The following is a 13,872-nucleotide window of genomic DNA, read 5'->3' as shown; positions in this document are numbered from 1 at the left end:
CCTACACCGTGCGACTGGACGAGACGATGACCCTGCCTCCGGCCAGGGATGCCGCGCCCGAAGTCGGGGCCGCTCCCTCTTCGACCGAAGGCCTCGGCATGCCGCCCGAGGCACCTATGGCCATGCCGATTCAGGATCTGGAGCGGTGGGACCCCGGCGCAGGCCGTCGACCGGCGGGCCGCATCCGGAGCCCCTGGCCCGCGCGGATTCTCGTGTTCGGCGGCGCGCTCGCGCTCACGGCCTTCGGCGGCTGGCAGATGGTCGAGACCGTGTCGGTCTCCGGCAGCCCGACCGCCCTTCAGCTCGTCCTCGTCGTCCTGTTCTGCCTGACCTTCTCGTGGATTGCGCTGGCCTTCACCAATGCCGTGCTCGGTTTCGGGACGCTGCTGCGGCGGCCGCGGCCGAGCCCGACGGCGGCGATGCTGCACACGCGAACCGCGGTCCTGATGCCCGTCTACAACGAAGCCACAGCCCGAACCTTCGCGGGCATCGAGGCGATGCGGGAAGCCGTCGAGGCCACGGGTCTCGGCGACCATTTCGACTGGTACATCCTTTCGGATTCGACCCAGCCCGACGCCTGGATCGCCGAGGAACGGGCCTTCCTCGACCTGCGCTTTCGACTCGGCCCCGATGCCCGGCTCTATTACCGCCATCGCCCGAAGAATCATCACCGGAAGGCCGGCAACATCGGCGACTTCGTTTCGCGCTGGGGCGGCCATTACGACCACATGCTCGTGCTGGATGCCGACAGCCTGATGAGCGGACCGGCGATCGTGGCGCTGGCCTCCGCCATGGAGGCGGATCCGGATGCCGGGATCATCCAGACATTGCCGCTGATCATCAACCGCAACACGCTGTTCGCGCGGCTCCAGCAATTCGCGGCCCGGATCTACGGTCCGGTGATCGCTGCCGGCCTCGCCGTCTGGTCGGGCCGGGACGGCAATTATTGGGGTCATAATGCGATCATCCGGACCCGCGCCTTCGCGGATTCCTGCGGATTGCCGGACTTGCACGGGAGGCCGCCCTTCGGCGGCCACATCCTCTCCCACGATTTCGTCGAGGCGGCCCTGATCCGCCGCGCCGGCTGGGCGGTGTACATGCTGCACCGCTTGCCGGGCTCATACGAAGAGAGCCCGCCCTCGCTGATCGACGTCGCGGTCCGCGACCGGCGCTGGGCACAGGGGAATCTCCAGCACGCCCGGGTCATCGGCGCCGCGGGGCTGCACCCCGCCACCCGGCAGCATTTCGCCACCGGCATCGCCGGCTACCTCGCGTCGCCCCTGTGGCTGCTGCAACTGGTGGTCGGCATCCTGCTGGTGCTTCAGACCGCGACGGAGCGACCGGATTATTTCGGAGGTGCCGGGTTCTCGCCGGTCTTCCCGCGGTTCGACCCGGTCCGCGCCCTTCAGCTCTTCGGCCTGACCATGGCGGTGCTGCTGGCCCCCAAGGTCCTGGGGCTTATCCTGGCTCTGCTCGACGGCTCGGTGCGGCGGGCATCCGGCGGCGCCGGACGGCTCATCCTGTCGAGCATGGTCGAAATCCTGCTCTCGGCCCTCGTGGCGCCGGTGGCGATGGTGATCCAGTCCGGTTCGGTCATGGGCATCCTTCTGGGGCGGGACACCGGCTGGAATCCGCAGCGGCGCGACGACGGCTCCATCCCGCTGCGCGACATCGTAATCCGGCACCGCTGGCACACGGTGCTCGGGCTCGTCGCGGGAATCGCTGCCTTCGCGATCGCCACTTCTCTGTTTCTCTGGATGAGCCCGACAATCCTGGGCTTGGTGCTGGCGATCCCGATTTCCTGGGCGAGCGGCCAGCTTGGGCTTGGCCTCGCGCTCAAGCGCCGCCTCCTTCTTGCCACCCCCGAAGAGGCCTCGCCTCCCGAGATCGCGGTTCGCGCGGCGGCCCTGACGGCGCGCAACGCCGCGCGCGGCTTCGATGACGCCGATTCCCTGGCGGCAATGCACGACGATCCCGGCCTCGCTCAGGCCCACGCCCGGATGCTTCCCATCGGCCAGCGGCGGCCACGGGGCGCCGTCGATCCGGACCAGACGTTAGCCGCAGCCAAGATCTGTGAGGCCGAAACGGTCGCGGAGGCGCAGGCGTGGCTTTCAGCGAAGGAGCGGATGGCGCTGCTGCGCGACCGGGCTCTGATCGACCGCTTGGTCCGCCTCGGCCAAAGCCGACCGCAATAGCGCCGCGACCGGACATTTTTCGGTCGTCAACGCGACGCGTTCGATGCGGCGGAACAGCATTCGCGTGGGTGTACGGCGCGCCGCGCCCACCAGCCCGCCCGACGGACATCGGTCAGCGACCGGACAGGCGAAGCGGGCGAGCGGCACGGCCTTTCCACGAACCCCGACATAGGTTCAGGCCACCCGCAGGTCGGGAAATCCGGCGCCGTTCAAAACTCGCTCGTGGCCACGTTCACGATTCGGATGGGGCTCCCAGTGGGGCCTGATCCCACCCCAGGTTCGGACCTTCCGCGAGCCTCCCCTTCGTGAGAAGTGATTAACCATTCGCGTCCAAGACTCGCCCATCGTCCTTCGGATCCGGTCATGACCCTGCTGCTCGTGTTCCTGCTCCTGCCCCTCGCCGTCGCCATCGTCCTGGCACGGGGAGAACCGATCCGCACCATCAGCTGCCTCGGCGCGATGGGGGTGGGGTGCGTGATCGCCTGCACCAGCGTCGTCAGCCTCCTGCGCCACCGGGCCTGAGAACTCCAGAGCACTCCGGGCGCCGGCCCGTCGCGAAGGTTCGAACCACTCAAAGAAACCCGACCTGTCGATGACCACCGGCCAAGTTGCGGCCGGCTCGGGCAACGAGCTGGGAGAAAGCCAGCGCGGCCGCAGTCGCCTGCGCCCGTGATGGGAAGCTGCGACGCGATTCAAGCACAGGCTCGTCGGTCTCGTTGACGAGAACCCAGGACCAGAGCGACCGGCTTCGCTCACGGATCTCGAACTGCACGGGCGCCTGCCTTTCCGGCACATGCGAGACGAGACCTTCGCCTCCAGCCGTGACATCCGGATGACGCCGCGAGACTATCGTCAAGCTTCGCGCCGCGCCCCCCGCGACTTCGATCAAGATGTTCGATTGCTCGCCCGTGACATCGCAAGATTTAACAGGTCAGGTTTTCCGACCTCTCGATCGATCGGCTGGCTGTCTCCGTCGGTCGAAAATTCGCAGCCCGGATCCCTCCGGGCCGGTTCCTTATCCCCAGGAACTGCGTTGTCTTCTGTGGGTCTGGAATTGGCATGGACCCCACGACGACGCATCGGCCGGGGGCAGCGCGGCGCGGCCGGATCGACTAGACCTTGCGCCTCTCTGTCGGCGCGTGCGGGGAAGCGGTTCTTTGGGCGGCAAGGCGGGCCGAGGCTGCGAGCGGATCGACGCGATGGCGAACCACACCGGAACCGCGGCGGGGCGGGCACAGCGCATTCTGGGTGCTCTGGCTGAAACCCTCGGGTGCTCCGTCGATGTGTTCTTCGGTGACGAAGCCCGGGACGACATCGCGTCGACCGAGGAACTGCTCAGCCTTTGGTTCTCGATCGAGGACGTGCAAGCGCGGCAGCGCATCCTCGATTGCGCCCGCGCCGTCAGCACGGAGGCGCAAGCGTGACGGGCGCCTTGTTTCCGACGGCTTGACGTTTCACGCAGCATCTCCGTTCCCCCCCGCCGGAGACGCCATGAAAGCCGTGAACGCGCTGATCGCCGACGAACTCGGTGTCGGAGAGGCTCAGGTTGCCGCCGCGGCGACGCTCCTCGATGGCGGAGCGACCGTGCCGTTCATCGCGCGCTATCGGAAGGAGACGACGGGCGGCCTCAACGATACGCAGCTGCGCCGGCTCGAGGAGCGGCTCTCCTATCTGCGCGACCTCAATGAGCGGCGCGCAGCCATCGTCGCGAGCATCACGAATCAGGGCAAGATGACGCCGCCGCTCGCTGCGGCGCTCGAAGCCGCCGACACGAAGGCGCGTCTGGAGGACCTGTATCTGCCGTTCCGGCCGAAGCGCCGCTCGAAGGCGCAATCCGCCCGCGAGGCCGGGCTCGAACCCCTTGCACAAGCCCTCCTGAGCCGCCCCGACCACACGCCCGAAGCGGTGGCGGCCGCCTATGTCGCGGATGCGCGCGGCGTGCCCGATGCCGTCGCCGCGCTGGAAGGAGCCCGCGCGATCCTGATCGAGCGCTTCGCCGAGGACGCCGACCTCGTCGGCCGGCTGCGGGCGGATTTCTGGCGCGGCGGCCAGCTCGTCTCACAAGTGCGCAAGGGGAAGGCGAGCGCGGGGGCGAAGTTCTCGGATTACTTCGCGTGGAGCGAGCGGCTGGAACGGATGCCGTCGCACCGCATCCTGGCGATCTTCCGGGGTGAACGGGAAGAGGTGCTCGACGTCGGCTTCACCGCCGAGGGCGAGGATTCGTCGCCGGGGCTTCCTGGGCCGTTCGAAAGCGCGATCTGTCATCGGTTCGGCATCGCGCTGCGGGGCCGCCCGGGCGACCCGTGGCTGCTCGACACCGCCCGCGCCGCCTGGCGCACGAAGATCCGGACCGGGATCAAGCAGGATCTGCGCAACCGGTTGTTCGAGCGGGCCGAGGACGAGGCCGTCACGGTCTTCGCCGGCAATCTGAAGGATCTGCTGCTGGCCGCCCCGGCGGGCGGGCGCGCGACGATGGGGCTGGATCCGGGCTATCGGAACGGGGTGAAGGTCGCGGTGGCAGACGGGACCGGGCGGATCGTCGCGGTGGAGACGACCTACCCGCACGAGCCGCAGCGCCGCTGGCGGGAGGCCGTCGCGACCCTCGGGCGCCTGTGCCGCCTCCACGGCGTCGAGCTTCTGGCCGTCGGCAACGGCACGGCCTCCCGAGAGACCGAGCGCCTCGCCGCCGAGATCGTCGCATCCAATCCCGATCTCGCCCTCGCGAAAGTCATGGTCTCGGAGGCCGGCGCCTCCGTCTACTCGGCCTCCGAGATCGGCGCCCGTGAATTGCCCGATCTCGACGTCTCGCATCGTGGCGCCGCGTCGATCGCCCGTCGCCTTCAGGATCCGCTGGCCGAACTCGTGAAGATCGATCCGAAGTCGATCGGCGTCGGACAGTATCAGCACGACGTCAGCGAGGCGAAGCTGTCCCGCTCCCTCGCCGCCGTGGTCGAGGACGCCGTGAATGCCGTCGGGGTCGACGTCAACACGGCCTCCCCTGCCCTCCTGGCGCAGGTCTCCGGCCTGAGCGCCGCCCTGGCGGGCCGCATCGTCGCGCATCGCGACGCAAAGGGACCGTTTCGGACACGCACGGCGCTCAAGGCGGTGCCGGGACTTGGACCGAAGACCTTCGAGCTGGCTGCGGGATTCCTGCGCATCCAGGGGGGCGACGATCCGCTGGACGGGTCGGGCGTCCATCCGGAGGCCTATCCCGTGGTGCAACGCATCCTGCGGGCGACGAAGAGCGATATCCATGTCCTGCTGGGCAACGCCGCAGCCCTCGGCCGGCTCACACCGGAAAGCTTCGTCGATGCGCGCTTCGGCCTTCCGACCGTGCGCGACATCATTGCGGAACTCGAGAAGCCCGGGCGCGATCCGCGACCGGCATTCGAGACGGCGCGCTTTCAGGACGGCGTCGAGACGATCGGGGATCTCGAACCCGGCATGCAGCTGGAGGGGGTGGTCACGAACGTCGCCGCGTTCGGTGCCTTCGTGGATATTGGCGTCCACCAGGACGGGCTCGTCCACATCTCGGCCATGGCGCGGCGGCGGATCGCGTCGCCCGCCGAGGTCGTCCGGATTGGCGAGGTCGTGCGGGTTCTCGTGCTCAGTGTCGATCGTCCGCGCAAGCGCATCGCGCTCTCGATGCGGCTCGACGATCCTGTCGAGCCAGCCCGGCCGGCGCAACGCACGGCCGAACCGAAGCCCGCCCCCCAGCGGCCTCGGGCCGGGACGCCCGCGGAGGACGCACCGACCGGCCCCCTGGCGGACGCACTCCGGCGCGCCGCCGCTTCCCCGGCGCGGCGCCGCTGAGCATGGTTAGCGCTTCGTAAACCACCGTCCGCGCAGTGTTTCGCGCGTCGTGTGATCCGGCGCGATCCCTTCCGGCCCATCCGGATTTCCACCCCGAACGCGGGGCACCCCCGACCGCCCGGAGTCTCTCATGCAAATGCGTGTCGCGCGGTTCGACGGTCCAAGCCCCATGATCGGACCGGCGCGTCTGATCAGAGCCGCGTTCGAAAGCGCCGACATGGCTGCCCTGGCCAAGGAAATCCTGACCCACTCGGACGACGACGTCATCGAGCCGGGCGCCGGCATGGACGTGGCGACGATCCTGTTGCTGATGCACCGCAGCGGCGAGGCGCTCCAGCTCCAGGCCGAGATCCTCCGGGGCGCGCGGCATTTCACCCTGCGCAGCAATCCGCCTGCGGCGCGGATCCGCGTCCTCATCATCGTCACGACCGGCGATCTCATGGCCAATACGCCGGTCGACTTTCTGCTGGACAACGAGACATTTGGCACCGCCTATTTGTTCGTCCTGCCCGGCGAGGACATCCCGCGGGATCTCCCGGACCACGACGTACTGATCACGGGCGTCGCCTATTCAACCGTCGCCGAGCCGCTGCTGGAAGCCCTCGCGGCGGCGGCCGACCACTGGACACGACCGATCCTCAATCACCCGCGCCATGTCCTCAAGACATCTCGGCACGGGATCGCTGCCGCGCTCCGTGATGGCGAAGGGCTCCTCGTGCCGAAGGTCGTCCGGGTCGGCCGATCGACCTGCTGCACGACGGATTCAGGCCTCCCCGACGGCCTTCAATTTCCCGTCCTCGTGCGCCCGCTGGATACGCATGCAGGCAACGATCTGCAGAAGGTCGATCAGGAATCCGACCTGCGGCGCTACCTCGACGACACGCGTACCGAGGATCTCTACATCACGCAATTCTGCGATTATCGCAGCCCCGACGGTCTCTACCGGAAGCTCCGCGTCGTTCTGATCGACGGCGTGCCGTTCCTATGCCACATGGCCGTCCGCGATCACTGGATGATCCATTACCTGAACGCCGGGATGATGGAGGACGCGGAGAAGCGGGCGGCCGAGGCCGATGCCATGGCGGCCTTCGATGACGGGTTCGCACAGCGCCACCGCGCCGCCTTCGCCGAGATCCACCGCCGGATCGGGCTCGATTACCTGATCATCGATTGTGCCGAGAGCACGGACGGGCGGCTCCTGATCTTCGAGGCCGATACCGGCATGGTCGTCCACGACATGGATCCCGTGGACCTCTTTCCCTATAAGATTCCCGCCATGCGCAGGGTGTATTCCGCGTTCCAGCAGGCCGTTGCCCGCCGGGTCTAGAGGGCTCCGTCGATCGGCCCGCGCCGCGGGAACAGCCGGCCGGAATGGGCCGCACGCGGCATCCGGCGGCCTCGTCACGCCCTGTGGCTCCGCACGCGATTAAGCGAGCTCCGGCGCGCCTCGGGGGTCTTACCAGGGGATGCGGCCGAAGCGATTGATCAGCCGCTGATACTCGGCATTGCTCTCGGCCTTGGAAGTCCCGCCCTGGCCCACATCCGAGGTGCCGGACCCCGGATGCACCAGGCGGCACACCAGGGGCAGGGCGAAGCCATGGCGCACGAGGTGCACGTTCGGGCCGCCATTCCGCAGGACGTTGGCGAGCCACGGGCGGACCTGGCTCGCGTCCTGCAGGGTTGCCGGCGCCGTGRYCTCGACGAGGTGGGCTCGGCGCAGGCCGGTCTCGGCGAGGCGGCCGAGCCATTCGTTGTCGTAGTGCCACTTCGCCGACGGGTCGATGGCGCCGACGCGCTCGAACGTGCTGCGGCGCATGAGCCAGCCCGACGGCGTGGCGAAATCGTTGATCCGGACGATCTCGCCGGCCTCGYCCACCTCGAGCTGGGTCGAGGAGACGAAGTCGAAACYGTCCAGSGCCYGRAGCGCGAMACCGAGRTAWKGCGGCAKCCAGYGATCRTCGTCCTCMAGRAAGCCGACGAGGTCCCAACTGGCATCCACCGCGCGGATGGCCGCGTTCAAGGCCGGGACCTGCGCCTTGCGGTCGCTGCGCACGAACGYGATCTGGGGGTGGTCGGCCAGCCTCGCCGGGATCTCGGTGTCGGGATCGATCCCGACGAAGAAACGGAGCGTCACCGGCCTGTCGAGGTCCTGGCCGGCGGCGCTCTCCATCGCGTGCTCCAGGAAATACTGGCCGGCCTTTCCGGCGAGGGTCGAACGCTTGAGCCGCGATGGTGTGATGATCGCAATCCTCATTCCCACACCTCATCGTGTCGAGCGCCCCGCCCCAATCCGTGAAGCGCAGGCACGGCGCGGTCACCCGAATCCCGGCTTCGCTCAGAGCTTGAAGGACTGCTCGCCGATATGGCCGAGCTCCTTGCTGAGATACGGATCGCACCAGATCCTGTACCCGGCAGCACGAACCCGATCGCTGAAGTCGAAGTCTTCGCCGATATTGACACCGGCCTCCTCATCGACCCGGAACCGGAAATAGGGCCGCTTCAGGCTCTCGAAGACCGTGGACTTGACCAGGAGGAAACCCGTGGGGATGCGCGACATCTCCAGAAGGCCCTTGGGTGCGTCGGCCGGCTGCTCCTGCAGAATGTCGCCCAGGAAATGGAACGGCGCAGTGCGACGGGAATAGGTCGCACCGATGATGTCCACCTTCCGCACCAGAAGCTTGAGCAGGGCATCCTTGGGGAAGGTCATGTCGCTGTCGATGAACAGGACATATTCGGCACCGTACTTCTGCGCGAATTCAAGGCTCAGATTGCGGGCATCGGCCACGATCGACGACTTCCCGACGACGAGCGACATGGGCATCTCGCCCAGCGAATGCATCATCGAGCCGAGGCTGACGGCGAAGTCCGCGTGCACCATGGTCCCGCAGGGGATCGCGATCGCGACATGCGGAAAAACCGGTGGCGCGGAGAGATTCGGGTCGCCAACAGCGACAGACGCTTGAGCGATCAAAGCTGGTCTCCGTTCAAGGTTCGCCCCAGTCGCCGCTCGCCGGCCGCAGCGGAGCAATTCCGGTTGGGCAGACGCGACAGATTTGGACAGCCTCGCGGCTTATGGCAGCGGATGGTTAATGGATCTTGAACGAGGCCCCCGCACTATCAATACTTGAACGATCTCGGAGTTATTCCGTTAACGATCGACCCACGTTACCGAGCTGTCTGCGATTGATTTAACGCGTGAGAAAGGGTTGGGGCGCGATTACTGGCCCACCCAAGAAACGGGTGCATCAAATCAGAAAGATAGCGATCCATGTCCTCCATCACCCTGTCGGCCGCCACGCGTCAGAACCTGCTCTCGCTGCAGGATACCGCCACCCTCATGGCGACCACGCAGAACCGCCTCGCCACCGGTAAGACGGTCAACTCCGCCCTCGACAACCCGACCAACTTCTTCACATCCCAGGCCCTCGACGGGCGCTCGTCGAGCCTGAACTCCCTGCTCGACGGCATCTCCAACGGCGTCCAGTCGATCCAGGCCGCCAACCAGGGCATCACCTCGATCCAGAAGCTCGTCGACCAAGCCAAGTCGATCGCCAACCAGGCCCTCTCGACCCAGCTCTCCACCACCGGAACCGCCGCCGGCGCCTACAGCGCCAGCACCACCGCCTCGACGGTGCTCCTGACMATCAACGGCACCTCGGTCTCGGCCAACGTCGCTGCCTCCTCGAGCRTCARCGCGRCGGTCGCGRCCCTGAACGCGGCGGTCAGCTCGGCGTCCACGKCGTCCAGCGGCTCGTTCGGCGCCGGCGCGATCTTCTCGGTCGACAGCACCGGCACCAAGATCGTYCTGAATGCCCAGGCCGACGTCGAGTTCCAGAACTCSGSCAGCCAGACGGCGCTCGGCTTCACCGCCTCGGCGACCACGGCCTCGACCTACGGCACYGCCGCCAGCACCGTCGTGTCCAGCGACCTCTCGATCTCCGGCGTCACCCAGCGCTCGTCGCTGGCGAGCCAGTACAACAACCTGCTGAACCAGATCACCCAGCTCGCCGGCGATGCCAGCTACAACGGCGTCAACCTCATTGCCGGCAAGGGCAATGACATGAACATCAAGTTCAACGACACCGGCAGCTCCAACCTGAACGTCKCSTCCGTCGACGCGACGGCCAGCGGCCTGGGCCTGTCGYCGATCACCAACTCGAACARCTCGRCGAGYTCGAACGGCCTCGGCAACTTCCTGCTGAACTCGGACGTCAACAAGACCCTGTCGACCCTCACCRGCGCCGGAACCGCCCTGAACTCGGCGGCGAGCACCCTCGGCTCGAACCTGTCGGTGGTGCAGAACCGCCAGGACTTCTCCAAGCAGTTGATCAACGTCCTTCAGACCGGCTCGGCCAACCTGACCAACGCCGACCTGAACCAGGAAGCGGCCAATTCGCAGGCGCTGTCGACCCGCCAGTCGATGGGCATCTCCGCCCTCTCCCTGGCCAACTCCGCCCAGCAGGGCGTCCTCCAGCTCCTGCGCTAAGCGCTCACTCCGCCAGAACGGCTCGGCGGCCGGAGCATTGCTCCGGCCGTTCGTGTTTGTGACGTCCGGCAACTTCGGCAAGGCGCCGGGGAACCATTGAACCGCGTGGGCGGCTCGTCGGCGGAGCGCTGGCGGAAGAGGCGTCGATCGAACTTCGACCCATCAGCGTCCACCGTGATTCGCCCAAATTGGAGTCGCGTGGTGGGAGAGCTGGCGGCATAGGACGGCGCGCGGGATTGGCCGCCATTCGGCTCGCAAGGTCCAGACGCTGAGCGCGCGGGCCGGTACGCCAACGGCGGCCTCTATCTCGTGACCGGGTCCGGCGGATCGAAGCGTTGGGTGAGGCTCGACCATTGAGGAGACGCCTTCGCGGGATGGGCCTCGGCTCCGCGAGCGCGGTCTCCAGGCCCGGGCGCGGATCGCTCAGGGCATCGACCCGATCAACGCCAAGGCTACGGCTGTCGCGCGCCTTGACGCGGAATTTGCTTCGGTCCTCGATAAAGAAGTTGCGTCGTGGACCTTCCTCGACCAAGTCAGCGTCTCGCCGGCAAGTTACGAGCAGCTGATATTCCGCTTTCTGAATTCGACAGGATGGGGACTGGATTACCAGGATCAGGAACACTTCATGCTGATGCGTGATCGCAAGCGCGTCGTTGTACGCCTGCAGTGGACGGATCGGGACATCGAGTGCCTTGCCGTTTCAGAGGTCGCCGCGGCGGCAGAATGCGTTGGCTGCACCACGGCTTGCGTCATCACGAATGGCGGGTTCAGCGGGGCGGCGATCGCGATGGCAGAGGAGCAGAACGTCCTGGCCCTGCACTGCTCGCAGCTCGATCTGTTGTCGGCGCGCCCGGCAACGAGCATCGCGGCCCGGCGCCAGCACAAGGAAAGCCTGCGGTTGGCGGCCTGATCGGACGCCATGCAGTGCACCTGTCCGCCCCCCAGCTGTACAGATCCCTCTTGTCGCCTGCGGCATCGGCTTCCGCAGGGAGCTTGCGCGCGATCCGCCTGCATGAGCGCAATCGGACAATTGACGGGTGCCTGGGGATCATCCGGCCGACCGCGACCAATTTAAGACAATCGTGCCGATAGCTAAGCGCGCGCGCCGCGCAGCCGGCGGGATCGGCGACAGTGAACGGTTCAGGCATTCGCCGCCTCCCTCAAATGACATCGCGTGGAACGGGACGCGCCGACGAGCACTTCGATTCCAGTAGATCGGGCAGCGCACCGGCTGCCCGCGGACATCAGGTTCCGCCACAGCTCTGATCGTCCGTCGCATTCGCAGGAGACAGGGAGAGCGCGATGACTGGCGTCGAGAAAGATGGTGTCGCTCCGTCCTTGAAGGAGGTTGCGGAGAGCGAGAAAGTCAGCAGGGAAAAGCTGATCGAGGATGGTGGGCCGCAGCAACGCAGGCCGGATGGAGAATCTTCGGCCGAAACGCGTCAGACCGGCATTGTCTCCGAAGTCGAAGAAGCCGGATGAATTTCTTCGCTGAAGGGTGCCCATGTCCTCAGCCGCGGATCCTCGCGTCCAGAGGATTTCGTTCGCTGTCACCAGCCCCGTATTGAGCCCGAGGTCGGTGAGCGCCGGCTGGCAGACGCTCAAGGATTCGCCGACACCACACAGCTGGTCGGCGACGAGGAACTCGAGTTTCATGACGCCGCTCCTTCGCGGCTCTTTCAAGTGAGGTTCGGCATCGCCTCGGTGCTGCCCCGTGATAGGCATAGCGGCCAAGGCTCCTGATGATTGTCCTATGTGAAATTCCCATGCGCACAGCCGCCGGGAGATGGCCCGCGGAGTCTTATCGAATGCTGTATTTACAATCCTAATTTGCCGATATATAGACTCCGCGGTCTGGGGAGCGTGTTTTGTAAGGAACACGCCATGACTGAAATGATGCCGATCGCGGATAACGCCGCGACACGCTTGGCTTTTGGCATTATGAGAAGTGCGTATCTCGATCTTGCGCGTACGCTGCGCAGTATCGAAGACGACACGGCTCGGGAACTGCTGCAAGCTGTAGAGCACCGTATTGCGTACCGGCTCGGGTCCTTTGAGACGGATGCACCCGACGGGGGTACGCGAAACACCGCGCTTGCTTGTGCAGCCGGACACGTCCGCGCTGTACTGCGCGAAGCGCGCGAAAACTGAGATGCGCGGGGGCCGAGAGGTCGCATCTCGACGGCCCTCGCCCTCTTGGAGGGCTTCAGGCCCTCGTCACACTTCGCTCAATCACGGATCTCGCGACTTAAGACAACATTGAGCGCCGTACCAGCCGCGCGGCACTGTTCCAGCACGAACATTGCCGTGCGGCTGGCCTCACAGGCGCGCCTCATGCGCGACCATGAGACCGTAGACGCGCCTGCGGGCGGCATTCCGCTTGGCTTTGATGCCGGCGTCGTCGAGGCAGCCGTGTCCGCCGGGCGGTGGCGCGTGCCTCCAAAGCGGGTTGACCTTGCAGCACCTGCGCGGTCGCGACGGCTCGGGCCAGATCCTGCGGCTCACCCTGGGCTAGGTTCACCTGATTCTGCCGTTGAAGTTCGAGCCGGACCGCGCCTTCCGGACGCCGATCTTCGTGGACCGGCGCATCGTCGACAGCGAGCAGATGTTCCCCGGGCGTTTCCCGCGGGCGGTGGTCGAGCGCGACACGATCCCGCTCGGCGCCTAGGCGGTGGCCGAGCAGTTCCAGCAGAGGCCGGCTCCGCGGTACGGTGGGCTGTTAAACCGGGTGGGTTTCGGGATCGTCGATGCCCTGCCGCCGATCGGGGATCGGGTGCGCTTGGGACTTTGCCGGCACGAGGAAGCGGCCCGGCGCGGATCCGGCCTGGACCGTCGGCAGTGGGATAGACCGCGGGGCAGGCCTGCATCGCGCAGGTCGCGGACCACGTCACGGCGCTCGCGGGCTTCATTGTCAGCGCCATGACGTCGACCGGCTCGAAGGAGATGCGTGTCAAGCCAGTCTCCAGCTCGGTCGAGGTCGGCGACTAGATGCTGTGGTGTGCGCCTTGGAACGGCGCATTTCTGAGAACGCCAGCCGGCAGCCATGTCAATTATGGTCGACGCAGCCTCCGACACGCTCAACGCGCTGGCGTGGGTCCTGCCAGGCATGGGACTGCTCGAGTTTGACCGTCGGCAGACCGAGGACAGTCCAGCGCCAGGATCGCCGCACCAGACGTGGTTCATGCCAAGCCGTACCGTCGAGGACTCGACAATCGAACGCGTGGCGCCTGCCGGCACAGGAACGGTGATCGGATTGTCGGGGGCTCGCTATGGTCCTGACGCCAGATCACTGCCGGCCGCAACCTACCAGCGAAGATAATTTTGCATCGGCTTGCTTCCGCGGCCATGAACCAAATCGCAGCCGATGCTGAGTTGAAT

General features: G+C 66.6%; 13 protein-coding genes. 9 read left to right on the top strand and 4 right to left on the bottom strand.

Features of this window, described 5'->3' with window-relative positions; translation table 11 throughout:
- The first annotated feature begins 26 nt into the window (after window positions 1–26).
- Together mdoH and ACXJKQ_RS12185 are read left to right on the top strand one after the other, a co-directional pair.
- Window positions 27–2,195 (top strand): glucans biosynthesis glucosyltransferase MdoH, encoded by a 2,169-nt coding sequence (gene mdoH, locus ACXJKQ_RS12190; protein WP_457106003.1) that lies wholly within the window; start codon window positions 27–29, stop codon window positions 2,193–2,195.
- A gap of 363 nt (window positions 2,196–2,558) precedes the next feature.
- A complete protein-coding gene (locus ACXJKQ_RS12185; RefSeq protein ID WP_457106002.1) occupies window positions 2,559–2,717 on the top strand; it encodes a hypothetical protein in 159 nt (52 codons plus the stop codon).
- 49 nt (window positions 2,718–2,766) lie between these two features.
- Here the strand turns inward: ACXJKQ_RS12185 and ACXJKQ_RS12180 are convergent, their stop codons facing one another.
- Window positions 2,767–2,967, bottom strand: coding sequence for a hypothetical protein (locus tag ACXJKQ_RS12180; protein ID WP_457106001.1), 201 nt, complete (start codon window positions 2,965–2,967; stop codon window positions 2,767–2,769).
- 427 nt (window positions 2,968–3,394) lie between these two features.
- Between ACXJKQ_RS12180 and ACXJKQ_RS12175 the strand changes: the two genes are divergently transcribed.
- The 3 genes from ACXJKQ_RS12175 (at window position 3,395) to ACXJKQ_RS12165 (ending at window position 7,335) form a co-directional block, all read left to right on the top strand.
- Window positions 3,395–3,619, top strand: coding sequence for a hypothetical protein (locus ACXJKQ_RS12175; RefSeq protein WP_457106000.1), 225 nt, complete (start codon window positions 3,395–3,397; stop codon window positions 3,617–3,619).
- A gap of 67 nt (window positions 3,620–3,686) precedes the next feature.
- Window positions 3,687–6,008: a Tex family protein gene (locus tag ACXJKQ_RS12170; protein WP_457105999.1), complete on the top strand. Its 2,322-nt coding sequence runs from the start codon at window positions 3,687–3,689 to the stop codon at window positions 6,006–6,008.
- Window positions 6,009–6,225: 217 nt separating this feature from the next.
- Window positions 6,226–7,335 carry a hypothetical protein gene (locus ACXJKQ_RS12165; protein ID WP_457105998.1) on the top strand — a complete coding sequence of 370 codons (1,110 nt, stop codon included), beginning with the start codon at window positions 6,226–6,228 and terminating at the stop codon, window positions 7,333–7,335.
- Between the two features lie 129 nt (window positions 7,336–7,464).
- Here the strand turns inward: ACXJKQ_RS12165 and ACXJKQ_RS12160 are convergent, their stop codons facing one another.
- Complete coding sequence (locus ACXJKQ_RS12160) at window positions 7,465–8,262, bottom strand: glycosyltransferase family 2 protein (protein ID WP_457105997.1); 798 nt, start codon at window positions 8,260–8,262, stop codon at window positions 7,465–7,467.
- 81 nt (window positions 8,263–8,343) lie between these two features.
- On the bottom strand, window positions 8,344–8,979 hold the full coding sequence (locus tag ACXJKQ_RS12155; protein WP_457105996.1) for a hypothetical protein: 636 nt from the start codon (window positions 8,977–8,979) through the stop codon (window positions 8,344–8,346).
- A 297-nt stretch (window positions 8,980–9,276) separates the two neighbouring features.
- On the opposite strand from ACXJKQ_RS12155, the gene ACXJKQ_RS12150 reads away from it, so the two are divergent.
- Window positions 9,277–10,494, top strand: coding sequence for a flagellin N-terminal helical domain-containing protein (locus tag ACXJKQ_RS12150; RefSeq protein ID WP_457105995.1), 1,218 nt, complete (start codon window positions 9,277–9,279; stop codon window positions 10,492–10,494).
- A 352-nt stretch (window positions 10,495–10,846) separates the two neighbouring features.
- Window positions 10,847–11,404, top strand: coding sequence for a restriction endonuclease (locus ACXJKQ_RS12145; RefSeq protein ID WP_457106031.1), 558 nt, complete (start codon window positions 10,847–10,849; stop codon window positions 11,402–11,404).
- Window positions 11,405–11,634: 230 nt separating this feature from the next.
- Here the strand turns inward: ACXJKQ_RS12145 and ACXJKQ_RS12140 are convergent, their stop codons facing one another.
- Window positions 11,635–12,150: a hypothetical protein gene (locus ACXJKQ_RS12140; RefSeq protein WP_457105994.1), complete on the bottom strand. Its 516-nt coding sequence runs from the start codon at window positions 12,148–12,150 to the stop codon at window positions 11,635–11,637.
- A gap of 228 nt (window positions 12,151–12,378) precedes the next feature.
- Between ACXJKQ_RS12140 and ACXJKQ_RS12135 the strand changes: the two genes are divergently transcribed.
- A complete protein-coding gene (locus ACXJKQ_RS12135) occupies window positions 12,379–12,645 on the top strand; it encodes a hypothetical protein (protein WP_457105993.1) in 267 nt (88 codons plus the stop codon).
- Between the two features lie 382 nt (window positions 12,646–13,027).
- Window positions 13,028–13,162 carry a hypothetical protein gene (locus ACXJKQ_RS12130; protein ID WP_457105992.1) on the top strand — a complete coding sequence of 45 codons (135 nt, stop codon included), beginning with the start codon at window positions 13,028–13,030 and terminating at the stop codon, window positions 13,160–13,162.
- The last annotated feature ends 710 nt before the right edge of the window (window positions 13,163–13,872 follow it).

This window comes from Methylobacterium sp. P5_C11 (genome assembly GCF_054049775.1).
This window is presented reverse-complemented; position numbering and strand designations above follow the sequence as displayed.

Bases quoted from the DNA above. Each gene is read 5' to 3' on its own strand.
- mdoH (WP_457106003.1), top strand. From the start codon at position 27: ATGACCCTGCCTCCGGCCAGGGATGCCGCGCCCGAAGTCGGGGCCGCT.
- ACXJKQ_RS12185 (WP_457106002.1), top strand. From the start codon at position 2,559: ATGACCCTGCTGCTCGTGTTCCTGCTCCTGCCCCTCGCCGTCGCCATC.
- ACXJKQ_RS12175 (WP_457106000.1), top strand. From the start codon at position 3,395: ATGGCGAACCACACCGGAACCGCGGCGGGGCGGGCACAGCGCATTCTG.
- ACXJKQ_RS12170 (WP_457105999.1), top strand. From the start codon at position 3,687: ATGAAAGCCGTGAACGCGCTGATCGCCGACGAACTCGGTGTCGGAGAG.
- ACXJKQ_RS12165 (WP_457105998.1), top strand. From the start codon at position 6,226: ATGGCTGCCCTGGCCAAGGAAATCCTGACCCACTCGGACGACGACGTC.
- ACXJKQ_RS12140 (WP_457105994.1), bottom strand. From the start codon at position 12,150: ATGAAACTCGAGTTCCTCGTCGCCGACCAGCTGTGTGGTGTCGGCGAA.
- ACXJKQ_RS12135 (WP_457105993.1), top strand. From the start codon at position 12,379: ATGACTGAAATGATGCCGATCGCGGATAACGCCGCGACACGCTTGGCT.